The 26,366-nt window shown below is 59.3% G+C and carries 25 protein-coding genes and 1 pseudogene; 12 read left to right on the top strand and 14 right to left on the bottom strand.

Features of this window, described 5'->3' with window-relative positions:
- The first annotated feature begins 137 nt into the window (after nt 1–137).
- The 7 genes from ACK83U_RS12995 (at nt 138) to ACK83U_RS13025 (ending at nt 6,680) form a co-directional block, all read left to right on the top strand.
- A complete protein-coding gene (locus tag ACK83U_RS12995; protein ID WP_112602919.1) occupies nt 138–1,298 on the top strand; it encodes an ABC transporter substrate-binding protein in 1,161 nt (386 codons plus the stop codon).
- 187 nt (nt 1,299–1,485) lie between these two features.
- Complete coding sequence (locus ACK83U_RS13000; RefSeq protein ID WP_112602921.1) at nt 1,486–2,472, top strand: ABC transporter ATP-binding protein; 987 nt, start codon at nt 1,486–1,488, stop codon at nt 2,470–2,472.
- Complete coding sequence (locus ACK83U_RS13005) at nt 2,469–3,443, top strand: ABC transporter permease (protein WP_112602923.1); 975 nt, start codon at nt 2,469–2,471, stop codon at nt 3,441–3,443. The genes ACK83U_RS13000 and ACK83U_RS13005 overlap by 4 nt, the downstream gene beginning before the upstream one ends.
- Nucleotides 3,433–4,041 (top strand): hypothetical protein, encoded by a 609-nt coding sequence (locus tag ACK83U_RS13010; protein WP_112602925.1) that lies wholly within the window; start codon nt 3,433–3,435, stop codon nt 4,039–4,041. The genes ACK83U_RS13005 and ACK83U_RS13010 overlap by 11 nt, the downstream gene beginning before the upstream one ends.
- The gene (locus tag ACK83U_RS13015; RefSeq protein WP_112602927.1) at nt 4,041–4,856 is read left to right on the top strand and encodes an ABC transporter permease; all 816 of its coding nucleotides are present in this window, start codon (nt 4,041–4,043) and stop codon (nt 4,854–4,856) included. The genes ACK83U_RS13010 and ACK83U_RS13015 overlap by 1 nt, the downstream gene beginning before the upstream one ends.
- 13 nt (nt 4,857–4,869) lie before the next feature.
- Nucleotides 4,870–6,297, top strand: coding sequence for a gamma-aminobutyraldehyde dehydrogenase (locus ACK83U_RS13020; protein ID WP_112602929.1), 1,428 nt, complete (start codon nt 4,870–4,872; stop codon nt 6,295–6,297).
- 209 nt (nt 6,298–6,506) lie between these two features.
- On the top strand, nt 6,507–6,680 hold the full coding sequence (locus tag ACK83U_RS13025; protein ID WP_037196276.1) for a DUF1328 domain-containing protein: 174 nt from the start codon (nt 6,507–6,509) through the stop codon (nt 6,678–6,680).
- Nucleotides 6,681–6,712: 32 nt separating this feature from the next.
- Here ACK83U_RS13025 and ACK83U_RS13030 read toward each other — a convergent pair whose 3' ends face one another.
- Both ACK83U_RS13030 and ACK83U_RS13035 read right to left on the bottom strand, forming a co-directional pair.
- Nucleotides 6,713–7,387, bottom strand: coding sequence for a DUF1345 domain-containing protein (locus ACK83U_RS13030; RefSeq protein WP_112602931.1), 675 nt, complete (start codon nt 7,385–7,387; stop codon nt 6,713–6,715).
- Between the two features lie 106 nt (nt 7,388–7,493).
- Nucleotides 7,494–8,225, bottom strand: a complete 732-nt coding sequence (locus ACK83U_RS13035) for an SDR family oxidoreductase (protein WP_112410131.1) — start codon at nt 8,223–8,225, stop codon at nt 7,494–7,496.
- 367 nt (nt 8,226–8,592) lie between these two features.
- On the opposite strand from ACK83U_RS13035, the gene ACK83U_RS13040 reads away from it, so the two are divergent.
- Entirely contained in the window at nt 8,593–9,384 is a 792-nt protein-coding gene (locus ACK83U_RS13040; protein WP_112602933.1) for an IclR family transcriptional regulator, read from the top strand.
- Between the two features lie 64 nt (nt 9,385–9,448).
- On the top strand, nt 9,449–10,285 hold the full coding sequence (locus tag ACK83U_RS13045; RefSeq protein ID WP_112602935.1) for an amidohydrolase family protein: 837 nt from the start codon (nt 9,449–9,451) through the stop codon (nt 10,283–10,285).
- A 122-nt stretch (nt 10,286–10,407) separates the two neighbouring features.
- On the opposite strand, the gene tal is transcribed toward ACK83U_RS13045, so the two are convergent.
- On the bottom strand, nt 10,408–11,373 hold the full coding sequence (gene tal, locus ACK83U_RS13050; RefSeq protein WP_112335216.1) for a transaldolase: 966 nt from the start codon (nt 11,371–11,373) through the stop codon (nt 10,408–10,410).
- 499 nt (nt 11,374–11,872) lie between these two features.
- Here tal and ACK83U_RS13055 point away from each other — a divergent pair, with 499 nt between their 5' ends.
- Nucleotides 11,873–12,862, top strand: a complete 990-nt coding sequence (locus tag ACK83U_RS13055; protein ID WP_112335217.1) for a sugar-binding transcriptional regulator — start codon at nt 11,873–11,875, stop codon at nt 12,860–12,862.
- A gap of 66 nt (nt 12,863–12,928) precedes the next feature.
- On the opposite strand, the gene ACK83U_RS13060 is transcribed toward ACK83U_RS13055, so the two are convergent.
- Nucleotides 12,929–13,801, bottom strand: a complete 873-nt coding sequence (locus ACK83U_RS13060) for a methylated-DNA--[protein]-cysteine S-methyltransferase (RefSeq protein ID WP_112400729.1) — start codon at nt 13,799–13,801, stop codon at nt 12,929–12,931.
- 111 nt (nt 13,802–13,912) lie between these two features.
- Nucleotides 13,913–14,416 carry a DUF2244 domain-containing protein gene (locus tag ACK83U_RS13065; RefSeq protein WP_112602937.1) on the bottom strand — a complete coding sequence of 168 codons (504 nt, stop codon included), beginning with the start codon at nt 14,414–14,416 and terminating at the stop codon, nt 13,913–13,915.
- Nucleotides 14,417–14,438: 22 nt separating this feature from the next.
- Between ACK83U_RS13065 and nth the strand changes: the two genes are divergently transcribed.
- Complete coding sequence (gene nth, locus ACK83U_RS13070) at nt 14,439–15,218, top strand: endonuclease III (RefSeq protein ID WP_412474616.1); 780 nt, start codon at nt 14,439–14,441, stop codon at nt 15,216–15,218.
- Nucleotides 15,219–15,220: 2 nt separating this feature from the next.
- Here the strand turns inward: nth and ACK83U_RS13075 are convergent, their stop codons facing one another.
- A complete protein-coding gene (locus tag ACK83U_RS13075; protein ID WP_112602939.1) occupies nt 15,221–15,937 on the bottom strand; it encodes a sulfate transporter family protein in 717 nt (238 codons plus the stop codon).
- Nucleotides 15,938–16,190: 253 nt separating this feature from the next.
- On the opposite strand from ACK83U_RS13075, the gene ACK83U_RS13080 reads away from it, so the two are divergent.
- On the top strand, nt 16,191–17,042 hold the full coding sequence (locus tag ACK83U_RS13080; RefSeq protein ID WP_412474617.1) for a MurR/RpiR family transcriptional regulator: 852 nt from the start codon (nt 16,191–16,193) through the stop codon (nt 17,040–17,042).
- A 5-nt stretch (nt 17,043–17,047) separates the two neighbouring features.
- Here ACK83U_RS13080 and ACK83U_RS13085 read toward each other — a convergent pair whose 3' ends face one another.
- The 8 genes and pseudogenes from ACK83U_RS13085 to ACK83U_RS13120 form a co-directional block, all read right to left on the bottom strand.
- On the bottom strand, nt 17,048–18,631 hold the full coding sequence (locus tag ACK83U_RS13085) for an FGGY-family carbohydrate kinase (protein ID WP_112602943.1): 1,584 nt from the start codon (nt 18,629–18,631) through the stop codon (nt 17,048–17,050).
- Between the two features lie 20 nt (nt 18,632–18,651).
- Nucleotides 18,652–19,326 carry an HAD family hydrolase gene (locus ACK83U_RS13090; protein WP_112602945.1) on the bottom strand — a complete coding sequence of 225 codons (675 nt, stop codon included), beginning with the start codon at nt 19,324–19,326 and terminating at the stop codon, nt 18,652–18,654.
- A gap of 100 nt (nt 19,327–19,426) precedes the next feature.
- Nucleotides 19,427–20,908 (bottom strand): mannitol dehydrogenase family protein, encoded by a 1,482-nt coding sequence (locus ACK83U_RS13095; protein ID WP_112602947.1) that lies wholly within the window; start codon nt 20,906–20,908, stop codon nt 19,427–19,429.
- A gap of 146 nt (nt 20,909–21,054) precedes the next feature.
- Entirely contained in the window at nt 21,055–22,059 is a 1,005-nt protein-coding gene (locus ACK83U_RS13100; protein WP_112410065.1) for an ABC transporter ATP-binding protein, read from the bottom strand.
- Nucleotides 22,060–22,070: 11 nt separating this feature from the next.
- A complete protein-coding gene (locus ACK83U_RS13105; protein ID WP_075851745.1) occupies nt 22,071–22,913 on the bottom strand; it encodes a carbohydrate ABC transporter permease in 843 nt (280 codons plus the stop codon).
- Between the two features lies 1 nt (nt 22,914).
- Nucleotides 22,915–23,787 (bottom strand): carbohydrate ABC transporter permease, encoded by an 873-nt coding sequence (locus tag ACK83U_RS13110; RefSeq protein ID WP_112602949.1) that lies wholly within the window; start codon nt 23,785–23,787, stop codon nt 22,915–22,917.
- 144 nt (nt 23,788–23,931) lie between these two features.
- Nucleotides 23,932–25,248, bottom strand: coding sequence for an ABC transporter substrate-binding protein (locus ACK83U_RS13115; RefSeq protein WP_183714231.1), 1,317 nt, complete (start codon nt 25,246–25,248; stop codon nt 23,932–23,934).
- 145 nt (nt 25,249–25,393) lie between these two features.
- A pseudogene (locus ACK83U_RS13120) lies at nt 25,394–26,346 on the bottom strand (sugar-binding transcriptional regulator).
- Nucleotides 26,347–26,366: the final 20 nt, after the last annotated feature.

Genomic DNA, 26,366 nt, shown 5'->3' on the forward strand with positions numbered 1-26,366 from the left:
AGGAATCGGAATTTCCGATATCGCCTTTCTGATAAATGAATTTGCGAATGCGGCAAAATCGCGTCACCTTTCCTTCCGGGAACAAGAAGCCAGCCACTGGCTCCACGCCATCAAGGCTCAAAAACCGGGAGAGTCCGATGAAGCATCTGCTGAAATCATGCACGGCCGCACTCGCATCCTTAAGTTTCGCCACGCAGGTCATTGCCGCCGAGCCGTTGAAGACGCTCGGCAAGGGCGAGGGCGCCGTCAGCATCGTCGCATGGGCCGGCTATATCGAACGCGGCGAAAGCGACAAGAATTACGATTGGGTCACCGGCTTCGAGAAGGAGACCGGCTGCAAGGTCAGCGTCAAGACGGCGGCGACATCGGACGAAATGGTCGCCCTGATGAACGAAGGCGGCTTCGACCTCGTGACCGCATCCGGCGATGCATCGCTTCGCCTCGTTGCCGGCAAGCGCGTCCAGCCGATCAATACCGACCTCATCCCGAGCTGGAAGAACCTCGACGAACGCCTGAAGAATGCCCCCTGGCATACCGTCAACGGCGTCCATTACGGCGTTCCCTATCTCTGGGGACCGAACGTGCTGATGTACAACACCGCCGCCTTCAAGGACCAGGCGCCGAAGAGCTGGAATGTCGTCTTCGAAGAAACGACGCTGCCGGATGGTAAGTCCAACAAGGGCCGCGTTCAGGCCTATGACGGCCCGATCTACATTGCCGATGCCGCCCTTTACCTCATGGCGCACAAGCCCGAACTCGGCATCAAGGACCCCTACGAACTCAACGAAGATCAGTACAAGGCCGCACTCGAATTGCTGCGCGGCCAGCGCAAGCTCGTCAGCCGCTACTGGCATGATGCCATGATCCAGACCGACGACTTCAAGAACGAAGGCGTCGTTGCTTCCGGCTCCTGGCCGTTCCAGGTGAACCTGCTGCAGGCCGACAAGCAGAAGATCGCCTCCACCTTCCCGGATGAGGGAACGACGGGCTGGGCCGATACCACCATGCTGCATGCCGATAGCGAGCATCCGAACTGCGCCTATATGTGGATGGAACACTCGCTGCAGGCCAAGGTTCAGGGCGATGCCGCCGCCTGGTTCGGCGCCGTACCTTCCGTTCCGGCAGCCTGCAAGGGCGATGAGCTCCTGACCGACAGCGGTTGCGCCACCAATGGCTATGACCACTTCGACAAGATCAAGTTCTGGAAGACGCCTGTCGCCAAGTGCACGACACAGAGCGAATGCGTGCCCTATCATCGCTGGGTCTCCGACTATATCGGCGTGATCGGCGGGCGGTGATCTCTATCTTCTCCCCAGCGGGGAGAAGATGCCTGACAAGGCAGATGAGGGGGATGAGGAACGAAGTGACGAATGTCCTGAGCGGCTAGCGAAGGACAGTCTATGCCGCACCAATCCCTCATCCGACCCTTCGGGCCACCTTCTCCCCAAGGGGAGAAGGAAAAACAACCCTTCCCTGGAGAAACCAATGAACGCCGTTCGTTTCCAGCAGGTGTCGCGCCATTTCGGCCAGGTTCGCGCTGTGGACCGTGTCGATCTGGAGATCGCGCCCGGCGAATTCTTCGCCATGCTCGGCCCTTCCGGTTCCGGCAAGACCACCTGCCTCAGGCTGATCGCGGGTTTCGAGCAGCCGACGGGCGGCCATATCGAGATCTTCGGCGAAACTGCCGAAGGCGTGCCGCCCTACCGGCGTAACGTCAACACGGTGTTCCAGGATTATGCGCTCTTTCCGCATCTCAATATTCTCGACAACGTCGCCTACGGGTTGATGGTCAAGAGTGTCGGCAAGGCCGAACGGCTGAAGGCCGCCGAACAGGCGCTGGAGCTGGTCAAGCTACCTGGCTACGGCGCCCGCCGTCCTGGTCAGCTCTCCGGCGGCCAGCGACAGCGCGTGGCGCTCGCCCGCGCTCTGGTCAACAAGCCGAAGGTATTGCTGCTTGATGAGCCGCTCGGCGCGCTCGACCTAAAACTGCGCGAGCAGATGCAGGAGGAGTTGAAGAGCCTGCAGCGCGCGCTCGGCATCACCTTCGTCTTCGTCACTCATGATCAGGGCGAGGCCCTATCCATGGCCGATCGCGTCGCCGTTTTCAATGACGGCCGCATCGTGCAGCAGGGTACGCCGCACGACATCTATCAGCGACCAAAGACCCGCTTCGTTGCCGATTTCGTCGGCTCCTCCAATGTCATTGCCCCCGACACCATGTCGTCGCTCGGCGGCGAACGGCGTTGGGCGAGCCTGCGCCCCGAAGCCATCCGGTTGACTGAGGAGAGCGGCGTGGCGGCGACCGTGAAAGCGACGAGCTTTCTCGGTGCCGCTACCCGCCTCTCCGTCGAAGCAAACGGCACCCGGCTGCATGTGACGGTACCCGCCGGGCAACTAGCCCCGGATACCGGTGCGTCCATCCGCCTCGCATGGCTGCCTGCCGATATCCATTATATGGACGACGCCGCATGAACGCCGCAGCCTTCCCCGCCTCGGCGAAGCAAGCGCCGGCTTCGATCCTGCCGCGCCGCGGCGGCGTCTTCGGCCACCTCTCCGATCTCTTCTGGCGCCGTCCGAAGCTGCTGTTGTTCCTGATGCTGACGCCGCCGCTGCTCTGGCTCGGCATCATCTATATCGGCTCGCTGATCGCGCTGCTGCTGCAGAGCTTCTTCTCGATCGACGACTTCTCGGGAATGGTGAATTACGAATTCACGCTCTCGACCTATGCGCAGCTGCTGAATAGCGCGAACTTCGACATCATCGTGCGCACGGTGGTCATGGCAGCTCTCGTTACACTCGCCTCCGCCTTCGTCGCCTTCCCCATCGCCTATTATGCAGCACGTTACGCGCAGGGCAAATGGAAGGCGTTATTCTATCTCGGCATCATGCTGCCGCTCTGGTCGAGCTATCTGGTGAAAGTCTATGCCTGGAAGCTCATCCTCGCCAAGGAAGGCATTCTCACCTGGATCTTTGACAAGCTGCATCTCGGCTGGCTGCTCGACGGCGTGCTTGCTTTGCCCATCATCGGCGGCAACTCGCTCTCGGTCAGCTATATCGGCACCTTCCTTGTCTTCGTCTATATCTGGCTGCCCTATATGATCCTGCCAACGCAGGCCGCCCTCGAACGCGTGCCGGCGAACCTGCTGGAAGCCTCCTCCGATCTCGGCGCGACGCCGAACCAGACTTTCCGCACGGTTCTATTACCGCTCGCCCTGCCGGGTGTCGTCGCCGGTTCCATCTTCACCTTCTCGCTGACCTTGGGCGATTACATCATCCCGCAGATCATCGGCTCCTCGCGCCTCTTCATCGGCCAGGCCGTCTATGCGCAACAGGGAACCGCCGGCAACGTGCCGCTTGCCGCCGCCTTCTCGGTCGTGCCGATCGTCATCATGGCCATCTATCTCTGGATCGCCAAAAAACAGGGAGCTTTCGATGCGCTCTGATCCAAGATTTTTCAAGCTCATTGAGGAATTTCCCGAACTCGCTAACGACGAGATAACGATTGAGAAAGAGCTCTATGCTCACTTTGGCTTGCTATTTTTTAGCTTCGCGCTGGTTGAACATTCTCTCATAAATTTCGTCGTTTTTGATGCAGCAGGACAGGGACTCCAAAATCGAACCATCCGCAATCGGACGGAATGGGAAGCGGCTTTTGATCAAAATTACGAAAAGGCAAAATCGCTGTCATTGGGGAATCTGATCAGAGCCACGAAAGATATTCCAGAATTAGTCCCTGTCTCCAGTTCACTTACAAAAATGAAGACTGAACGAGACTATTTCGCGCATCATTTTTTTCGAGATGAGGCGATATATTTCCGAGGTGACGATCGTGGTTGGCTGTTGCTACTCAAATTAAACGAAGTACGGCAACGGACCGTAAAACTCGAAAATCAGCTGAAGCCGCAATTTGAATTGATGTGCGGTCGCTATGGTTTGCCACGCCCTACAGCCGACCAGCTCGCACAAATACTCAACGAATACGAGAATGACATTTCCATGGCCGTAGCCCAAGGCAATGTGCAATTCGGATGGGAGTCGTAATGCGCTCTGATCGTGGCCAACGCGCCTCCTTGCCTCTGAAGATCGCAGCCGCCGGAGGCCTGCTCTTCCTGCATCTGCCGATCCTCCTGATCTTCGTCTATGCCTTCACGACCGAGGAGAAGAGCTATCAGTGGCCGCCGCCGGGCCTCACCCTGCAATGGTTCGGCATCGCCTGGAACAGGCCGGATGTCTGGTCGGCGCTCGCGTTGTCCGTTCAGGTGGCAACCATCGCCACCATTATCGCGCTCCTGCTCGGCACGCTCTGCGCCGCAGCCGTCAGCCAGACGAAATTCTTCGGCCGCGAGGCGATCTCGCTGCTGGTCATCCTGCCGATCGCGCTGCCCGGCATCATCACCGGCATCGCGTTGCGCTCCGCCTTCAGCCTGTTCGACATCCCCTTCTCGGTCTGGACCATCGTTCTCGGCCATGCCACTTTCTGCGTCGTCGTTGTTTATAACAACGCCGTCGCCCGTTTCCGCCGCACCTCCGGTTCGCTGATCGAGGCATCGATGGATCTGGGCGCGGATGGCTTTCAGACCTTCCGCCATGTCGTCCTGCCGAACATCGGCACGGCGCTGCTTGCCGGCGGCATGCTCGCCTTCGCGCTGTCCTTCGATGAAGTCATCGTCACCACCTTCACGGGCGGCCAGCAGATGACACTGCCGATCTGGATGCTGGAGGAACTCATTCGTCCGCGCCAGCGACCCGTGACCAACGTCGTCGCCATGGTCGTCGTGCTTGTCACCTTCCTGCCGATCCTGGCAGCCTACTATCTTACCCGCGACGGCGATCAGATCGCCGGCGGCAGCAAATGAAAGGGAGATGAATATGGATACCCAGATGCTGATCGGCTCCCGCTTCGAAGCCGGCACGGAGACGGAAGAGCGCGTCCTCAACCCGAAGACGGGCGAGACCGTTCTCAACTTGCCCGAGGCGTCACTAGGCCAGATCGATGCCGCCGTCGACGCTGCAGAAAAAGCCTTCTCGAGCTGGTCGCAGACGACGCCAAGCCAGCGTTCGGCCTATCTCCTCAAGATCGCCGACGCCATCGAGCGCGATGCCGAAGGCTTCGCCGCGTTGGAAGCGCTGAACTGCGGCAAGCCGATCAATGCCGTGCTCAACGATGAAATTCCGGCAATTGTCGACTGCTACCGTTTCTTTGCCGGTGCGGTTCGCAACCTGCACGGCCCGGTCGCCGGCGAATATCTGCCCGGCCACACCTCGATGATCCGCCGTGATCCCATCGGCATCGTCGGCTCGATTGCACCGTGGAACTATCCGCTGATGATGATGGCCTGGAAGCTGGCGCCAGCCATTGTCGGCGGCAACACCGTCGTCTTCAAGCCCTCCGAACAGACGCCGCTGACGGCGCTGAAGATGGCGAAGCTTTTGGCTGATGTGCTGCCGGAAGGCGTTGTCAACGTCATCCTCGGCCGCGGCGAGAGCGTCGGCAACGCGCTGATCAACCATCCGAAGATCGGCATGGTTTCCATCACCGGCGATGTCGCGACCGGCAAGAAAGTCTTGCAGGCGGCCGCCAAGACGGTCAAGCGCACGCATCTCGAACTCGGCGGCAAGGCCCCCGTCATCGTCTTCGATGACGCCGATATCGACGCCGTCGTCGCCGGTATCCGCACCTTCGGCTACTACAATGCCGGCCAGGACTGCACCGCCGCCTGCCGCATCTATGCCGACGCCAAGGTCTACGACAACTTCGTTGCCGACCTGACGTCTGCCGTCTCCAGCATCAAGTTCAACCTCGCTGACGATACCGAGAACGAAATCGGCCCGCTGATCTCCAAGCGTCAGCGCGACCGCGTCGAAAGCTTCGTCACCCGCGCCGCCGAACACAAGCATATGGAGATCACAACAGGCGGCAAGATCTCCGGCGAACGCGGCTTCTTCTATGCGCCGACGGTCGTTGCCGGCGCGACGCAGGATGACGAGATCGTCCGGCGCGAAGTTTTCGGTCCTGTCGTCTCCGTCACCCGCTTCACCGATCCCGACGATGCCGTCGCCTGGGCCAATGACAGCGACTACGGGCTCGCCTCCTCTGTCTGGACGAAGGACATCAGCCGCGGCATGCAGACGGCCGCCCGCCTGCAATATGGCTGCACCTGGATCAACACCCACTTCATGCTGGTCAACGAAATGCCCCACGGCGGCCTCAAGCAATCCGGCTACGGCAAGGATATGTCGGTCTACGCGATCGAAGACTATACGGCCGTCCGGCATGTGATGATCAATCATGGGTGAGGCGCGGTTCGGCGTAGCCGAAGTAATCGATCCAGTGGATCGATTACAGCGCCGAACGCCCTGAGCCATGCGAAGGGCCGGCAAGCCCCAATATGAACGAGGCCCGATCCAGCCTTAACCAGCAGAATCGGGCGTTAATCGAAACGCCCTCGGAACAAATCACCCTCCTCCCGCGTCTTTATGAAGTACAACGCAGAGGAGACAGCTAAATGCTGAAATGGGCTCTCATTTTCTTTGTGATTTCGCTGATTAGCGGCTTTTTCGGCTTTTCCGGCGTGTCCGCCGCAACCGCAACCATCGCGCGCGTTCTCTTCGCCATCTTCCTGATCATCTTCCTGGTGTTCCTGGTTCTCGCCGTCATGGCCGGCAATGCGGTCGTCTAGCAATATAAGCCGCGACTATCGAAGGGGCGGGCCTAGATCAGGCTCGCCCCGACATTTATGGCGAGCGCCAGGATCGTCGTATTGAACAGGAACGACAGGATCGCATGGAGGAGCGCCAGCTTACGCATCGAGACTGTGGAAATACCGATATCGGCGGTCTGCGCCGCAACGCCGATGGTAAAAGAGAAGTAGAGGAAATCCCAATAAATCGGTTCCTCCAAAGGCTCGGCGAATTTCAGCCCCTGCCCCTTGCCCGGAATGCTGTAAAACCGGTGCGCATAGTGGATGGTGAACAGCGTGTGCAAGAACGTCCATGATATTAGGATCGTCACGATCGCCATCATCACGCGGTAGAAGGCGATTTCCGGTGAAGCGTCTTTGACGCCAAGCAGATCAAGCGCGATGCCGCCGATGCTTGCGAGCGCTGCCGCAATCGACAGGAACAGCAGGAAACCATCCGAGAAATCGAGATCGGCCGAGCGCTTGCGGATGCGCTGCGGGTCGGCCGTCAGCATGTGGTAAAGGCTATAGACGATGAAGACGACGGCGGTCGTATCCCAGGCGATCAGCAGATTGCTGGCATTGAAGTCTCTGGAGGTCAGAAGCAGGAAAACGGCAAGACCAGCAAGCACCGAGATCACGATCACATAGTGCTTGCGCCACAGCACGAGGCCTCTTGAACGATGCAACAATCCGTTCGCATCCATGCCGCTCTCCCGATCGCAAACCGTCTGTTACAAACCGATTCGCAAACGAGAGTGGCAAATAAAAGGAGGCCCCGCAACACGAAGCCTCCGATAGCGAAAAACGGCTTCAGCCCGTCCAGCCGCCGTCGATGACGTGGATCTGGCCTGTGGTGAAACCCGCCTCGTCGCCGGCAAGGTAGGTCACCAGCGCGGCGATCTCCTCGGCGGTTGCGATGCGGCCCATCGGCTGGCGGGCGATGAAATCCTTGAGCGCCTTGTCATAGTCACCGGTTGCCTTCAGCCGCTCATGCAGCGAGGGGCTATCGACCGTGCCAGGGCAAATCGCATTGGCACGGATGCCCTTGGCAACAAAATCGGCAGCGATCGACTTGGTAAGGCCGATTACGGCAGCCTTCGAAGCGCAATAGGCAAAACGGTTGGGCACGCCCTTCACGCTGGAAGCGACCGAGGCCATATTGACGATCGAACCCTTGCCCTTTTCCAGCATGCCCGGCAGGAAGGCGCGGCACGTCGTGTACATCGCCTTGGCATTGAGGTTGAAGGAGAAATCCCAATCCTTTTCCTCACAGTCCAGGATCGTGCCGGCATGCACGAAACCGGCGCAGTTGAAGAGCACGTCGATCGGGCCAAGCTCTTCCGCGTAGGCCTTGACGGCAGCGCTATCGAGCACGTTCAACACATGCTTGGTCGCACCGTCCAGCGTAGAGAGTGTCTGCTCGTTGATATCGGTGGCGTAGACATGCGCACCAAGCGAGATGAAGCGCTCCGCCGACGCCCGGCCGATACCCTGTCCCGCCGCCGTGATGACGACCTTCCTGCCTTCCAATCCATGACCCATAATCCTGATCCTTTCCTTCGGGACCATGATCCTATCCAGTTCCGCCAGCTACATCGCCGGCACCAAGGATAAGATCATGCAATAACAATTAGTTGGCGTAGCCTTGCGCTACCTTCTGAGGACCGCACGAAGCGGCCGCTCAGCTTGTCAACGAGGACTGTATGTTGTTCGCCACTTGGCAGTCCATCGCTAATCACTCCCCTCCAGGCTGGGACCAATCGTCCGATTGCCCTCTGGACCCTTTACAGGCCAATAATTTATAAGCAAACATCTTATTCACTGATCGTCAAGTCGCGTTCACTCACTTGTAAAATTCCATCATTCATATATGAATGATTGATATATTTTATCGCATGAGGGCTTGTTCATGAGCATAGAAGACGACAGTGATCGTTATCGCGCACCGGCCTTGGACAAGGGGCTCGACATTCTCGAATTGCTGGCGAGGATCGATGGCGGGCTGACGCAGGCGGAAATCGCCAAGGCGCTCAACAAGAGTCCCAACGAATTCTATCGCATGCTCGATCGTCTCGTGCGGCGCGGCTATGTGCAGCGGCAGGACGGCGATCGCTTCTATCTCACCCTGAAGCTTTTCGGCCTGGCGCATTACCATGCGCCGGTGCGCCGCCTCGTCTCCTTCGCCACGCCCCTGATGCGCGAATTCTCCAACCGAGCCGAGCAGGCCTGTCATCTGGCGATATACGATCGCGGCTCCGTCGTCGTCATTGCCCAACAGGATTCGCCGACCTATTGGGGCATCTCGATCCGTGTCGGTGCCCAGCTCAATCTCTATAATACCGGCTCAGGTCACATTCTCCTGGCATTCAAGGATGAAAAACAGCGCCAGATGATGATCAACGAGCAAAGGCGCCAGGAACCGGACCCTGAGGAGCCACCTGCCGATCTCGAAGAGAAGCTCTCGGCAATCCGCGAGAACGGCTTCGAAACCATGGACAGCCTGCAGACGAGTGGCGTTCACAATATTTCCGCGCCCGTTCTGGCGATGGACGGCAATGCGCTGGCCTCGTTGACCTGCCCCTATATCCAGGCCGTGAACCCGAAGGCGCCCACGCGTCAGCAAGTGGTCGAATATGTGCGGCAAACAGCCAAGGCAATCTCTGAAATCGTCGCAGGAACTGTGGATCAGGCCGAGCTATAATTTTTATTTGAATGAATAATTTTTCTGTGAGTATGTAGAGAGCTAGCAGCTCGGGGGGAATGCCATGCTTTTCGACAGCCATCTTCACATCGTCGACCGCAAGCGGCTCGGCTATCCTTGGCTGGCAGATGCCGGCGCACTCGATCGTGACAGCCTTTATGAAGATTATGCGCGAGAGGCCAAACGCCTTGGGATCACCGACACGCTGCACATGGAAGTCGATGTCGCCGAAGAGGATATCGAGCGCGAGACCGAATATGTCAAAGGCCTGAGCCGCGAGCCTGGCAGCCTGCTGCGCGGCGCCATCGCCGCCTGCCGCCCCGAAAATGCAAACTTTCCCGCATATCTCGAGCGCGCGCTCGCCGACCCCTTCGTCAAAGGCTTCCGCCGCGTGCTGCATGTCGTGCCGGATGACGTCTCAGAGGGTGTCCTCTTCCGCGAAAACCTGAAGCGGCTAAGCGATACCCGCTTTACCTTCGATCTCTGCGTCCTGCCGCATCAGATATCCAAGGCGATCGCACTCATCGACCTCAATCCCGATGTTCGCTTCATCCTCGACCATTGTGGCGTGCCGGCGGTGAAGGATGGGCTGAGCGAAAGCTGGTCGTTGGGCATCAGCGAGGTGGCGAAACGGCCGAATATCATCGTGAAGATTTCCGGCGTCGTTGCCTATGCCGATCCGGACAACTGGTCGCCGGAAACGCTGCGGCCATTCGTCGAACATTGCATCGCAAGCTTCGGCTGGGACCGTGTCATCTGGGGCAGCGATTGGCCCGTCTGCACGCTTGGCGGCAATCTCTCCACCTGGGTCGCCGCCACTCATGCCCTGATGCATGGTGTCAGTGCCGATGAACGCGATCGGCTTTATCACCTCAATGCAAAGCGCCTCTGGTCTCTCTAAGGCCGCGCATGCCGTCTAACTGCGGCGACCTCAAAACCCTGTCTTCAAACAAAAAGGGCGCCGCATCCCTGCGACACCCTGTCGAATCATAGCTCCCCCGACGGAGAGACGCCCGATCACCGTCAAGCGGCTGCGAGCTGCAGTTCCTTGCTGACCATGGCGCGCAGCGTGCCGAGATCCTTGGCGAAGGCGCGGATGCCTTCGGAGAGCTTCTCGGTAGCCATCGCATCTTCGTTCATCATCCAGCGGAAGGTCTTTTCGTCGACCGCGATCTTCTCGACCGAGCCCTTGGGCTCCGGCGAGAGCTTGCGCTCCAGCTTGCCTTCATCCTTGGAAAGTTCGTCAAGCAGGTTCGGGCTGATCGTCAGGCGATCGCAGCCGGCCAGCGCTTCGATTTCGCCGGTATTGCGGAAGGAGGCGCCCATGACGATCGTCTTGATGTCGTTGGCCTTGTAATAGTGGTAGATGTCACGCACCGAGACGACGCCCGGATCTTCCTCTGCCGTGTAGTCCTTGCCGGTCGACTTCTTGTACCAGTCGAGGATGCGGCCGACGAAGGGCGAAATGAGGAATGCCTTGGCGTCGGCGCAGGCAATCGCCTGGGCCTTGCTGAAGAGCAGCGTTAGATTGCAGTCGATGCCTTCCTTTTGCAGCACTTCGGCAGCGCGGATACCTTCCCAGGTGGAAGCGAGCTTGATCAGGATGCGGTCACGCTCGATGCCGCGCTCTTTGTAGGCGGCGATAATGGCGCGGGCCTTGGCAAGCGAAGCTTCCGTGTTGAAGGAGAGGTCGGCATCGACTTCGGTCGAGACACGACCGGGAACGAGGCCGGAAAGCGCTGCACCGACGGAAATTGCCAGGCGGTCGGCAACGGCGGCAACCACGGCCTCGGAGGCACCGCCCTGTTTCTTGCCCCAGGCAACGGCTTCCTTGATCGCGTCGGCGAACATCGGCGTGCCCAGTGCCTTCAACACGATCGTCGGGTTGGTGGTGCAATCCACCGGCTTCAGGCGGGCAACTGCCTCGATATCGCCGGTATCGGCCACGACCGTGGTCATGGCGCGGAGTTGGTCAAGCTTGGAAGTCATAACAGGTATCCTTGTTGAATGAAGCCCATTGGAATGGGAGATGTTGGCAGCAGATCCGGTCTTTTCGCCGGACGGGACCGAAGGCGTCGGGGTGTAGCCTTCCTTCTCCTATGTGTCGGTAACGGGATAAAACGCGCTGGAGTTCCATTTCCGGTGAACGGCCGAGCGGTGAAGAAACAACCTTCCGAAAGCAGGCTTTTCACCGGCACCGGGCGCCCTATATGGCTCCCTGTCCGGTCTGGCACTTGCTTGCAGCAGCACTCGCACATTGTCCTCCTCGGTTGGACAAGACCGAATTCCTCATCACCGACTATCAGCAATCTCGCATCGAAAAGTCAAGGACATTTGTGCAATTCGATTGACATAAGTTTCATGTCATAGAATATCGGCAGCAGAAGAGCCGATCTCGCCTGCTCCAGTCATCCGCCATCATTCCTTTTCGCATCTCAAGCGGATCATGACGTTAAACGGCGCATGCGACAATCTCGCCGGAGGACCTGTGGCCAAACTGAGACGCGGAACCCACACCGCCTATTCGGAGACCTCCTCCCTGAGGCTCCGCGCCGCCTGGCTTTATTACAACCAGGGACTGACGCAAAAGGATGTCGCCGAACAGCTGGGCATCAGCCGCACCACCGTCATCCGCCTGCTGGATGAGGCCATGCGCCGGGCCGAGGTGCAGATCTGGATCACCGAAGGCATCGATGACTGCGTTGAACTGGCGATCAAGCTCGAGCGCACCTTTGGCCTCGATGAAGCGATCGTCGTTCCCGAGCCGGCCAATGGAGATGTGAACGCACAGGCAAAGAGCGTCGGCCTGGCGCTCGGCCAGTTCCTGACCGAAGCCATCCCCGACAACTATACGATCGGCGTCGGCTGGGGCCGGACGATGACCGCGTCGCTTGCAAGCTTCCGCCCGACCCGCCGTGACAATTGCAAGGTGGTTTCCCTGCTCGGCGGCATCGTCGCCGTCCATCAGACCAATCCGATCGATTACACCTGGCGTCTGGCGAGCCAGCTCGGCGCGGAGTGCTACATGTTCCTGGCGCCGCTTCTCGTCGACTCGGTCGAGACCAAGCGCAATCTCATCGAGAAATGCGGGCTGGAGGCGATCTACCGGCTGGCGGAAAACCTCGATCTCGCCATCGTCAGCTGCGGCGACATCGGCCCGCACTCGACATCGCTGTCGGAAGGTTTCATTTCGAAACGCGAGCTGGAAGAGCTGATCGAAATGGGCTGCGTCTGCGACACCATGTTCAACTTCCTCGATGCCGAGGGCAATTCCGTCGATCACCCGATCAACAAGCGCGTCATGTCCGTCGATCTCGATACGCTGAAAAAGGCCAAGCACATCGTGATCTCTTCCGGCGGCGCCCACCGCGCCCGGGCGATCAGCGCCACCATCAAGCGAATCGGCTGCAATACTTTGATTACGGATGAAAGTGCTGCGAAGGCGCTGCTGCAGATGGCTATGGCGAAGGCGGCTTGAGAAGCTTGATACGAGTTTACGGAGAGTGCGCACCCCCCTCCGCAAACTTCAGAGCCTCAGCCCCCCTCAAGCATCCCCGGCTTCCCATCCCAGCATCGCCCGCTTGCGCGTCAGCCCCCAGTGATACCCTGTGAGCTGCCCGTTCTTCCCGAGCGCACGATGGCAGGGCACGACAAAAGAGATCGGGTTGCGGCCGACAGCCGCACCCACGGCCCGCATCGCCGTCGGCTGGCCGATATCCCTTGCGATGTCGGAATACGTCACCGCGCGGCCCATCGGGATCTTCAACAGGCTTTCCCAGACGCGGAGTTGGAAATCCGAACCGATCAGCACGACCCGCAGCGGCTGATCACTCGACCAGTTCCCTCGCTCGAAGATGCGGGCCGCGTAAGGTGCGGTCGCATGCGGATCCTCGATGAACTCTGCATTCGGCCAGCGGCAGGTCATGTCGGCGAGACAAGCCTTCTCATTGCCGGAATCGCTGAAGGCGAGACCGGCAAGGCCGCGATCGGTGACCATGATCAAGGCAAGACCAAAGGGCGAGATGTGAAACGCATAGCGCATCACCAGGCCGCTGCCCCTCGCCTTCCATTCGCCCGGAGACATCGCCTCATGCGTGACGAAGAGATCGTGCAGTCGGCTTGGTCCGGAAAGGCCGACCTCGAAAGAGGTCTCCAGCAGCGGCAGATCCTCCTTGCGCAGGAGCCGCTTGGCATGGTCGAGCGTGACGGCCTGAAGGAAAGCCTTGGGTGACAGCCCGGCCCAGCGTGTAAACGTCTTCTGCAGCTGGGTCGGCGACTGGCCGAGCCTTTCGGCCAGCATCTCCAGCGACGGTTGGTCGCGATATTCCTCAGTGATGAGCTCGATGACCTCCCGCACGGTGTCGTAATCCTGACCTTCCGGGGTGATGTCTTTCTTCAGCTGTGCAATCGCATTCATGATCTTTCTCCTTGAAAAGGAGAAAACCACGGCAAGACGGCTAAAACCACCCGTTTCTTGCGCCAGTGGTCTCTCTGCAAAAATGTGATATCGCCGGTCTGTAAAGTCCGCTCATATCCGTTGCGTCACGGTCGCCAAGGCACGCTTGAAGGCCTTGGCAAAGCTCTCACGATCTTCCGGATTGAGGAAGGAGCCGACATCGGTGTCGTGGCTTCTGTCGCGGACATGCATGGAAACAACGCCGATCTCGCTGTGACGGCGAACCAGGAACCGCGTCCAAAACGGATTGAAATCATGCTCCACCATGCGGCCCGTCGGCGAGAATTTGCGGATGGAAACGTTGGTGCGCGATACCGTCACCTCTTCGCGCACACGGCCCGAGCGGTAGTTCAGCCAGAAGGCGCCATAGAGCAGGAAGAAATCGGCGCCGAAGAAAATGCCGATCGGCCAGGCGCCGCGCGTGACGAAGAGAATGCTGTAGAAGAGACAGAAGATGCCCGCCAAGACCAGCATGACCCTGAACCCCTTTCGCGACAGCGAGCGATGGGGAAACAATTCGGCAGCGAAAACCGGCCTGTTGCCGTCTCCAGCCGTATCGGCGTTGCGTTTCGTCATAGGACTTGAGTATAGGTCGCTTATGGCAAATCCAAAGATCAAATCCAGCGCCCAAACCGCGAAAAAGTCAAATGCGACCGCAGGCCGCAAGCCGGCGGGAAAGAGCCTTTATTCCAAAGCGGACTTGGAAGAGATCTTCCGGCGTTTCTCCATCCAGCGGCCGGAACCGAAGGGCGAGCTGGAGCACGTCAATCCTTTCACGCTGGTCGTTGCCGTGGCGCTTTCAGCGCAGGCGACTGACGCCGGCGTCAACAAGGCGACGCGTGCCCTCTTTGCCGTTGCCGATACCCCGCAGAAGATGCTCGATCTCGGCGAGGAGCACATCCGCGAATATATCAAGACGATCGGCCTTTACCGCAATAAGGCGAAGAACGTCGTGGCTCTGTCGGAAAAGCTGATCACGGATTTCGGCGGCGAGGTGCCGCGCACCCGCGAAGAATTGATCACCCTGCCCGGCGTCGGCCGCAAGACCGCGAATGTCGTGCTTTCCATGGCCTTCGGCCAGGCGACGATGGCCGTCGATACACATATTTTCCGCATCGCCAACCGGCTGCTATTGGCTCCGGGCAAGACGCCCGACGAAGTCGAACAGCGGTTGATGAAGATCATTCCCGACCAGTATCTCTATCATGCGCACCATTGGCTGATCCTGCATGGCCGCTATGTCTGCAAGGCACGCAAGCCCGAATGCGAACGCTGCGTAATCGCAGACATCTGTCGCTCCCCGGAAAAGACATGGGACATACCTGCTCCTCTGGTCGAACTTCCGCCTCAGATCATCGGAGCGGAAGCGGCGAGCTAAGCCTATCTTGACCGCAGCTTCGCCTCCCTGTGCGAGATCAGCTTGTGCAGATGTACCATCATGCCGGCAGCAAAGAGCGGCGTCAGCAGATTGAGCAGCGGGATCGCCAGAAACGCCGCGATCACCAGGCCGGCCAGGAAGACCGTGAGAGCGTGCTTGACGCGGAATTCCCGCGCCTCGTCCGGCGAGCGGAAACGCATGGCGGCAAATTCGAAGAATTCCCGCCCCAGCAGATAGCCGTTCACCAGAAAGAAGGCGACGAGATTGACGCCCGGAATGAACAGCAGGAACAGCGCCACGATGTTGCCGACGATGACGACGCCGAGAAAGCGTAGGGAACTCTTCATCGCCGCGACGATTGGCATTGCCGTTCCCGGCGCATCACCCGGATAGTCGCGCTTTTCCACCACTTCGGCGACGTCGTCGAGAAATAGGCCGGCAATCAGCGCCGTGACCGGTGAAATCAGCAGCGCCATCGCCAATGCCAATGCAATCCCGGCGAAGATGGCAAGAAGGAATGCGAGCCAACCCGTCCAATCCGAGGTGGATGGCATGAAGCCCTGCAGCCAAGGCAATACGAGGAAATTAAAGACGCTCCGCAGGACGAACCACAGCACGAGGAGCGCCAGCAATGTAAGGCCGAGTACCTTCCAGAAAACTTTGCGCGTTTCAGGCGCAAAAAGATTCTCGAAGGAGCGGCGGGCGGCAAGGCCAATCATTCGTTCTACCTCTCTTAGTGGCAAATGGACACTTAAGAAACGGTTGTATCGATATCAATATCCCGCAGAGATATATGAACGTGACAATTAAAAATTTGAATTATTGTAATACATTTTGCACTAATATATTCTGTACGCCACATTAGGAACAACAACCGCAACAAGAACGGCGGCCCGATCAAAATTGAATAGCCAATGAGCGTAGAAATTGGCGCAACATAACATCGAAAAGACCATCAAAGAGGCGCAAAACTTGGAAGACCTTAGCCAGAAACTTAGACAATATATAAAGATCGGCACTCCGGCCGAACGAAGAATTGCTAAGTATTTCTCCGAGCATTTGAATGAACTACCCTTCGAGACGGCCTCCTCCGTTGCCGACAGGCTGGAATTGAGCCCGATGACGGTAGGTAGGTTTCTGCGGTCGCTCGGCTACCACGGTCTCGATGGGATAAAGGTGCACCTCAAGGAAAATGCGCCCGGTATCACATCGCAATTGCCCAATATCCTGGAACAGTTGCAGAAAGATGCGAGCGAAGGGCGCCCGCTTGCGACGCAGATTGCCGAACAGATCGAGATGCTGCAGCATATCTACAACCTCGCCGGCCAGCCGCAATGGCGCGACGCGGTTTCGACAATTCTGTCCTCCGGACATGTCTTTGTCACCTCTCACCCGAGTCTCGCAGGGATCGGTCGCTATTTTCGCGATCGCCTGACCTTCGCCCGCGATCAGGTCCTTTTCCTTGACGGCGCCAATGGCAGCTACATCGAGCTGTTCGGCGAGCCCGCCGAAGACGGATTGCTTGTCGTCATCGACTCCCCGAGCTTTGTCACCTCACGGCTTCTGGCTCGCTCGGCTCGTCGGGCAGGCTACAAGGTATTGCTGTTAACTGGACAATTCACGGAATGGGCACATGAATTCGCAAACATCACGCTGTCCCTGCCGCCGCAGCGCGCCAACAGCCGCGAAAATCTTTCAGCCATAATGGCGCTGCTGGAATATCTGGCGACTTCAGTTGCTCACGCCGCGGGCGAAGTGGCGGAAACGAGGACGCGCCGCATAGAAGAGCTTCAGGGCATGTTCGCCCAGGCACCGCTCCGGTAAGCCGCCTATTCCATGGCGTCCAGCTCCGCGCGATGGCGATACATGGCGAGGAAACGCCGGTAGTCGCGATCGTAGAGTTTCGTCTTTTCGGCATTCGGCAGCCGCTCATGACCACCCGGATACATGGCGGCGCCGGCAACGCCGAGGCTTTCGTGAATCCCGCAGGAGACGGAAGCTGCGATTGCCGTGCCAAGCAGCACCGTTTCGTTCATCTTCGGGATGACCACCTTGCAGCCGGTCACGTCCGAGTAGAGTTCCATCAGCACCGAATTCTTCACATGGCCGCCGGCGACGTGCAGCGTGTCGGGCACATAGCCATAATCCCGCATTCGCTCCAGGATATGGCGAATACCGAGCGCAATGCCAACGCTGGTGCGCCAGTACAGCCGGCAGAGTCCATCGAAGGACGCATCCAGCGTCATGCCGCTGATGACACCCAACGCATGCGGATCGGCAAGGGGCGAGCGATTGCCGTGAAAATCGGGCAGCACATGGATACGCCCGCCAAGGGAATCGCCCTCCGCACGCCTGAGCTCCGCAATCCGCCGGACGATACGATCGTGCAACGCCGCTGTCGGCGGCCCACCGGCCGCATGCATGCTGACGATATGATCGAGCAGTGCGCCCGTCGCCGACTGCCCCGCCTCGGCAAGCCACATCCCCGGGAAGACAGCCTCGTAATATGGCCCCCACATGCCTGTGCTGCGCTTGCGTGCGCGCGCAAAGGAAACGACACAGCTCGATGTTCCGGCAATCAGCGCCAATTGATGCTCCAACGTGGTGGCATCGCCGGCATGGGCTGCAAGCGCGCCGAGCGCGCCCGCGTAGGCGTCGATCATGCCCGCACCGACATGGCATTTACGGTCGAGACCCAGCGCTTGCGCCGCCTCGGCCGTCAGTGTGCCGATAGACCGTCCAACGGCAACGCTCTCGTCAGGCAGGCTGCCGCGTTCGCGCAGATCGCCAAGGCCGATCACATTGAGGAAATCGGCCTGCCAGCCCGGCTCGCGATGCGCAAGATAGTTCCATTTCGCCACCAGCGTCGAACGCGACCGTGCAAACGAACCGGTCGCCTTCCATGTCATGAAATCGGCGAGGTCGAAAAAATAGCCGGCCTTAGCCCAGGTTTCCGGCAGGTTTTCCTTCAGCCACATCAGCTTCGGCATTTCCATTTCGGGCGACATGAACGCGCCGGAATATTCAAGAACCGCGTGCTTCGTCGCCGTGCAGTAATCCGCCTCAGCCAACGCCCGATGATCGAGCCAGACGATGGTGTCGAACCTTTTCTCGCCGCCGGTGGAAACGGTGAGCTGCCCGCCGTCGCGGTCACGCACGACCAGCGAGCAGGTCGCATCGAAGCCGATCGCGCCGATGACGGAGGAGTCGACGCCGGCAGCCTTTACCGCTGCGCGAACGACGGTGCAGACGGCAGTCCATATGTCTTCAGAATCATGCTCGGCGTGGTTTTCACGCGGGCGATTCATCAGGATCGGATGTTCGCTTTTACCCAGCAGTGAACCGCTCGCGGTGAAGACACCAGCGCGCGCGCTGCCTGTGCCGATATCGACCGCAACCACGTGATCACGCATGCAAAAGAGGTCCCGCCCACTTATCTCTTGTTGCGGACAAGTTGTATCAATTCCGGCATCGCGTCAAACACGACTTCCGGCGAAAGCTGCTCCAACTCCGCCCGGTAACTCGGCGAATGGGCATGCGAACCACCGGTGAAGGCAAAGACCGTCATGCCGGCCGCACGCGCTGCCGTGATGCCCGCCGGGCTATCTTCTACGACGATGCAATCCTTCGGCGGCACGCCCATCTTTTCGGCCGCATAGAGGAAAAGATCCGGCGCCGGCTTGCCGCGTTTCACCATGCTGGCACTGAATATATTCGGCTCCAGTCTGTCCAGCAGTCCGGTCACGCCGAGCGAGAGGCGGATGCGCTCCAGCTGGCTGGACGAGGCGACGCAGCGCGGCAGCGAAAGCGCATCCAGCGTCGCGCCGATACCGTCGATCGGCTTCAGCTCATGCTTGAAGCGTTCATAGAGATCGTTGCGGATGCGGTCGAGAAATGCCTGATCGATAAAGACGTCGAATTCCGTCTGCATCGTATCGACGAGCGTCGCCAGGCTCTTGCCGAGGAAGCGGCTATAGACATCCTCTTCGCTCATCTCTACGCCGACATCATACATCGCCTGAATGAGCACGCCGACCGACAGCGGCTCGCTGTCGACAAGCACACCATCGCAATCGAAGATTACGAGCCCTGTTCCCGCATCCGCCATCACAGATCCAACCTGAATTCTATTCGTAGCCCTGTCATGCCCGAAACACCGGCGGGACAATGGAAAACGGCCGGAACAGGAGAGGTCCGACCGTTCGAAATTATTCCGCGAGTTTGTTGTCCAAGTATAGCTGCAGGGTGACGCGGGTACCCTTTTCCCACAGCGTTTTCAGTGCATGCGCAAAGCGCTTGCGGAAAAGATCGGATTTGGCGACATCTCCGAAGATGTCGTCGAACACGAGGAAGGCATTCGGATCGTCCTTCGCCTTGAGGGCCGCCTCATGCAGCCGATCGGCGCTGGCATCGTTGAAGACGATCTCCTTGCCGCTGTCGCTCTTGCCGGCGAAGTAACGGCACCACAACGCCGAAACGAGCGCGAGGCCGACAATATCCTCGCCGCGGCGGAGACGATCGGCCGTCGATGGCAGAATGAATTTCGGCTGGCGGTTCGAGCCGTCCTGCGCCAGGCGCGGGATGGTATCGGCGATCTTTGGATTGGCGAAGCGGTGTTCGATCAGCTTGAAGTAATCCGCAAGCACGGTATTTGGCACCGGCGGGATGACGGGGATGATCTCGTCATTTTCGAGCTTGGCCAGAAAGGCGCGGATCAGCGGCTCTTCCATGGCTTCATGCACGAAATGAATATCCATCAGCGCCGCCGGATAGGCGATGGCCGCATGGCCGCCATTGAGGATGCGGATCTTCATGTGCTCATAGGGAGTGACGTCGGGCACGAAGGTGACGCCGACCTTTTCAAGCGGCGGACGACCGGCCGGGAAATTGTCCTCCAGTACCCATTGCTTGAACTCTTCGCAATAGACCGGCCAGTTGTCTTCGATATCGAAAACGTCCTTCAGGAGATCGATCTCACGCGCACCCGTTGCCGGCGTGATGCGGTCGACCATGCCGTTCGGGAAGGCGACGTTCGCGGCGATCCAATCGGCAAAGGCCGGGTCGGAAAGCTTTGCCGTGCCGACGACGGCGGCTTTGGTGACGCCGCCATTATGGGGGATATTGTCGCAGGACATGACGGTGAAGGGCGGCAGGCCGGCAGCGCGACGCGCCTTCAGACCGGCGACGATCAGGCCGAACACCGTCTTCGGCGCATCCGGGTTCTGCCCATCGGCCACGATTGCCGGATGGGCGGGATTGAACTTGCCCGAGGCATCGATGAAGTAGCCACCCTCGGTAATCGTCATCGAGACGATGCGGATTGTCGGGTCAGCGAGCTTGGCAATGATCGCCCTGGCGTCGCCGACCGGCAGGATGTCGATCATGGGCGCGGTGACACGCGCAGCCGTGCGGTTGTTGTCCTGCTCGACAACGGTCGTCAGGAAGTCCTGGGCGGCCAGCTTTTCACGCATGGCTGCATCCGACGGCAATACGCCGGCGCCGATGATCGCCCAGTCATGCGCCTCGCCCGTATTGAAAAGGTCGTCGAGATAGATTGCCTGATGGGCACGATGGAAATTGCCGACACCGAAATGCACGATACCAGCCGAAAGCGACTTCCGGTCATAGGCAGGAATGGCCACCTTTGCAGCCGCCTGCTGGAGAGTTGCGAGCGATAATTTGCACGTCATGTCTCTGGTCCTTCTGAAAGGTCTTGGCTCCGGGCGGCAGGGAAACCCGCGCCGGCTGGTATGCTTGACCGGTGCACGCAGATCGATGATGCGAACCGGAACAGATGCGTCGGCCGTGCCCGCTCCAGCGCACACGGCCTTGGCTTTTAAGCTGAAATCGCAAGCCCTTCGGCGTTGAACCGGTGAATATGCGCCTTGTCCGGTGTCAGGTAGACGGTATCGCCGGCCCGGGCCGGGAAATCGCCCGAGCCGCGCGCAGTCACCGTGCCGATCCCGTCAACGTCGATGTGCAGGAAAGTGTCGGAGCCGAGATGCTCGGCCACGAGCACTTTGCCCTGCCAGTCGCCTGCGGTAGTCGACAGCAGGGTATGTTCCGGCCGCACGCCGATCGTGTCGCCGCCAAGGCTCTGTGCATAGGCGCCCTTGACGAAGTTCATCTTCGGCGAGCCGATGAAGCCGGCGACGAAGAGGTTGCGCGGGCTGCGGTAGAGCTCCAATGGCGAACCCACCTGCTCGATATTGCCGCGGTTGAGCACGACAATCTTGTCGGCCATGGTCATGGCCTCGACCTGGTCGTGCGTCACATAGACCATCGTCGTCTTCAGCTGCTGATGCAGCTCGCTGATCTCAAGGCGCATGTTGACGCGCAGCGCCGCATCAAGGTTCGACAAGGGCTCGTCGAATAGGAAGGCGGCCGGCTGGCGCACGATGGCGCGGCCGATGGCAACACGCTGGCGCTGACCGCCGGAAAGCTGGCGCGGCTTGCGCTCTAGATAGTCCGTCAGGTTGAGGACCCGCGCGGCATCCGCAACCTTCTTGTCGATTTCCGCCTGCGGCATGTTCGCCATCTTCAGCGGAAAGGCGATGTTCTTGCGCACGCTCATATGCGGATAAAGCGCGTAGGACTGGAACACCATGGCAAGGCCGCGATCGGACGGCTTCAGATTGGTGCCGTCCTTGCCGTCGATCATGATCTGTCCGCCGGAGACGTCTTCGAGGCCTGCGATCAGACGCAGCAGCGTGGATTTGCCACAGCCCGACGGGCCGACGAATACCACGAACTCGCCGTTGTCGATCTCGAGGTCGATGGAAGGGATGACCTTGGCTTCGCCGAAGACCTTGGAGACTTGTTTGAGAACAATACTACCCATGTTTCTCTTCCTTACTTAACCGCGCCGAAGGTCAGGCCGCGAACGAGTTGCTTCTGGCTGAACCAGCCAAGGATCAGGATCGGAGCGATCGCCATGGTCGATGCCGCCGAAAGCTTGGCATAGAACAGGCCCTCGGGGCTGGAATAGGAGGCGATGAAGGTGCTCAGCGGCGCCGCATCGACCGCGGAGAGGTTGAGCGTCCAGAAGGCTTCGTTCCAGGCGAGGATGATGTTGAGCAGCATCGTCGAGGCAAGGCCCGGGATCGCCATCGGCGTCAGGACGTAGATGATCTCCTTGGCAAGCGTCGCACCGTCCATGCGGGCCGCCTCGAGGATTTCGCCGGGAATTTCCTTGAAGTAGGTATAGAGCATCCAGACGATGATCGGCAGGTTGATGAGCATCAGCACGACGACCATGCCCACCCGGCTGGCGAACTGGTTGTTCAGGAGACCGAAGCTCTGGAACAACAGGTAGATCGGGATGAAGGCGCCGACCGGCGGCATCATCTTCGTCGACAGCATCCACATCAGGACGTCCTTGGTCCGCTTGGTCGGCGAGAATGCCATGGCCCAGGCGGCGGGTACTGCGACGAGCAGACCGAGAATGGTCGAACCGAAGGCGATGATGACCGAGTTGCCGAAGTGGAGGAAGTAGTCCGAGCGTGACTGCACCTCGAAATAGTTCTCCAGCGTCCAGTGGAAGAAGAGGAACTGCGGCGGCGAGGCAATCGCATCGCCTTCCGTCTTGAAGCTCGTCAGGATCGTCCACAGGATCGGGAAGAAGATAAGGATTGCCACGATCCAGGCGGCGATCGATACAACGATCTTGCGTTGCGTGGTGACTTTGCGTGCCATCTCAAGCCTCCAGATTCTTGCCGACTGCGCGCATCAGGAAGATCGCGACGATATTGGCGAGGATGACGGCGATGATGCCGCCCGCCGATGCGCCGCCGACGTCCTGCGACAGAACGATCTGCGAATAGACGAGATAAGTCAGGTTCGTCGTCGCCGTGCCCGGACCGCCATTGGTGGTGACGAGGATCTCGGCGAAGGCCGACAGCATGAAGATCGTCTCGATCAGGATGACGACGGTGATGGCCCGCGCCAGATGCGGCAGGATGATGTAGATGAACTTCGAAACCGGTCCGGCGCCATCCATCTCGGCGGCTTCCTTCTGCTCCTCATCCAGCGACTGCAGGGCAGTCAGCAGGATAAGTGTCGCGAAAGGCAGCCACTGCCAGGCGATGATGATGATGATCGACAGCAGCGGAACCGTCTCCAGCCAGGTCAGCGGATCAAGCCCGAAAAACCGGAAGAGATGTGCCAGGAGCCCGTTCACCGGGTTCATGAACATATGCTTCCAGATGAGGGCTGCGACCGTCGGCATCACGAAGAAGGGCGCAAGCACCAGCATGCGCACGATGCCCTGGCCGAAGATCGGCTGATCAAGAAGGAGAGCCAGCGCGATGCCGCCAACGACGGTGATCAGCAACGCACCGCCGACAAGCAGCAGAGTTACGATCAGAGAGCTGAGGAAGGCTGGATCGGTGATGAAATATTCGTAGTTGAGAAACCCGAGGAAATCATGCGTGCCGGGATTCAGCAGATTGTAGTTCAGCGTCGAGAAATAGATCGTCATCACGAGCGGGACGATCATCCAAGCGAAGAGGAGCAGAACCGAAGGCGCCATCATGACGCGTGCGGTGGAACGGGTGTGCAACGTTGCCATGGCAAGTACCGACCTATCTTTAAAGGAGGGGGTGGCCGCGGACCGGCTGAAACAAAAGGGCCGCCAAGGGCAGTTCGGCGCTCGGCGGCCTAGGGGAAAGCAGTGCTCGAGAGGGTGCGCTGCTTTCCTTAGCTTCGAAGGCCCTTACTTCGGGTAGCCGGCCTTCTTCATTTCGCGTTCCGTCAGCTGCTGGGCAGCCTTCAGAGCCTGGTCGACCGAGATCTGGCCGGCGAGAGCAGCCGAGAACTGCTGGCCGACAGCAGTGCCGATGCCCTGGAATTCAGGGATCGCGACGAACTGGACGCCGACATAGGGAACCGGCTTGACGGTCGGATGCGTCGGATCAGCCGAGTTGATCGAGTCGAGCGTCATCTTGGCGAAAGGTGCTGCCTTCTGGTAGTCCGCATTCGCATAAAGCGAGGTGCGGGTGCCGGGAGGTGCATTCAGCCAGCCTTCCTTCTGAGCGACAAGGTTGGTGTATTCCTTGCTGGTTGCCCAGGAGATGAACTTTTCCGCCGCTTCGGTCTTCTTCGAGGAAGCCGGGATGGCGAGGTTCCATGCCCAGAGCCAGTTGCCGCGCTTGCCGAGGCCCTTATCCGGAGCCAGAGCGAAGCCGACCTTGTCGGCGACCTTCGATTCCTTCGGATCGGAAACGAAGGAGGCAGCAACGGTCGCGTCGATCCACATGCCGCACTTGCCGGACTGGAACAGGGCCAGGTTCTCATTGAAGCCGTTGGAAGAAGCGCCCGGAGGGCCGGCATCCTTCATCAGCTTGACGTAGAAGTCGAGCGTGTTCTTCCATTCCGGCTGGTCGAACTGCGCCTTCCACTTTTCATCGAACCAGCGAGCGCCGAAGGAATTCGACATCGCCGTCAGGAACGCCATATTCTCGCCCCAGCCTGCCTTGCCGCGAAGGCAGATGCCGTAGACTTCATGGTCCTTGTCGGTGATCTTGCGGGCCGCATCGGCAACGAAGTCCCAGGTCGGTGCGTCCGGCATCTTAAGACCGGCCTTTTCGAACAGGTCCTTGCGGTACATCACCATCGAGCTTTCGCCGTAGAACGGTGCTGCATAAAGCTTGCCGCCGGTGGTCAGACCGCTGCGAATGGCCGGGAGAAGGTCATCCACGTCATAGTTCTTGTCGGCGGAAAGCTTGTCGAGCGAGGCAAGCCAGCCGAGCTTGCTCCAGATCGGCACTTCATAGGTGCCGATAGTCAGCACGTCGTACTGGCCGGCCTTGGTAGCGATGTCGGTCGTAACCTTCTGGCGCAATACGTTTTCTTCGAGCGTGACCCATTGAAGGTCGATGCCGGGGTTCTTGGCTTTGAAATCGTCCGTAAGCTTCTGCATACGGACCATGTCGCCGTTATTGACCGTCGCAATCGTGAGGGTTTCGGCAGATGCCAGGCCGGCAAACATCAAGGCCGAGCAGGCGCTCAGCAGTAAAGTTTTCAATTTCATATCTTCCTCCCAGAAGATTAAAATGAGCATTCGCTTTGCTCGTGAGCAATTACTCACTTCTTGCGACAAAATGTCAATGCAGATTCGTTGCTGCATTGCCGAGCAAGCAGCCTATCTCTTTGTTTTTATGAGTTAAATTTTTTGCTCACGCCTTGAGCAAAAATTCAGCAACTGCCTCGTCGGTGATCAAACCATTGATCTGCTGACCGACGACGGCCGCCTTGATTGCCTCGAATTTGCGCCGGCCCTTGGCGATTCCGATGACGCTGCAGGTATCGCGCGACGGCAAGGGCGCACTGGCGACGCGCTCGTTGACATCATCGGGCATGAGCTTGCCATTGCCATCGAAAACCCATCCGCAGATCTCGCCGGCAGCGCCCCGATCCATCAATGCCAGCATCTCGTCTCTCTCGAGAAAGCCGTCGAGACAGAGCGGCGCCTCGACACCCATCTCGCCGATGCCGACGAAGGTCACGTCGGCCTGCGCGCTGATATCGAGCGTCGAGCGCACCAGTGCCTGCGCATGCAACAATTCGCGCTCCTCGGCGGAAGACACCAGTACCGGCAGCGGCATGGGAAAATGCCGCGCCTTGACGACATCGGCCATGCTGAAAATGACGTTGTAATAGGCGGCCGAACCGTCGGGGCCGATATTGCCCGTCAGCGACACAACCCGGTGCTGCAGACATTCGATCGCCGGCAGCTGATCGACCGCAGCCTTCAGCGTGCGCCCCGTGCCGATCGCCAGCACGTCGGTTCGGGCCGCCGCAGCCAGCGCTCGATTTCGGCAGCACCCGCTTCGGCAATGCCGATGGTGGAGGATGTGCTGTCCGGATCGCTCGGCACGATATCGATATGCCGCAGATTGAATTTCTTCTTGAGCTCTGCCGCATATTCCATGCAGACGGCGATCGGATGATCCAGCCGGACCTTGATCAGCCGCTCGGCGACGGCAAGCGACACCAGCCGCTGGGCCGACTGCCTGGATACTCCCATCGCGACGGCGATTTCGTCCTGCGTGCGGCCGGCAACATAATAGAGCCAACCGGCTCGCGCCGCATCATCAAGCCGTCCCTGGGAATCCAGCTTTCTCGCCATCGCCTTCCTTTATCGAAACA

The sequence above is a fragment of the Rhizobium sp. WW22 genome (genome assembly GCF_047041135.1).
Classification (GTDB): Bacteria; Pseudomonadota; Alphaproteobacteria; order Rhizobiales; family Rhizobiaceae; genus Rhizobium.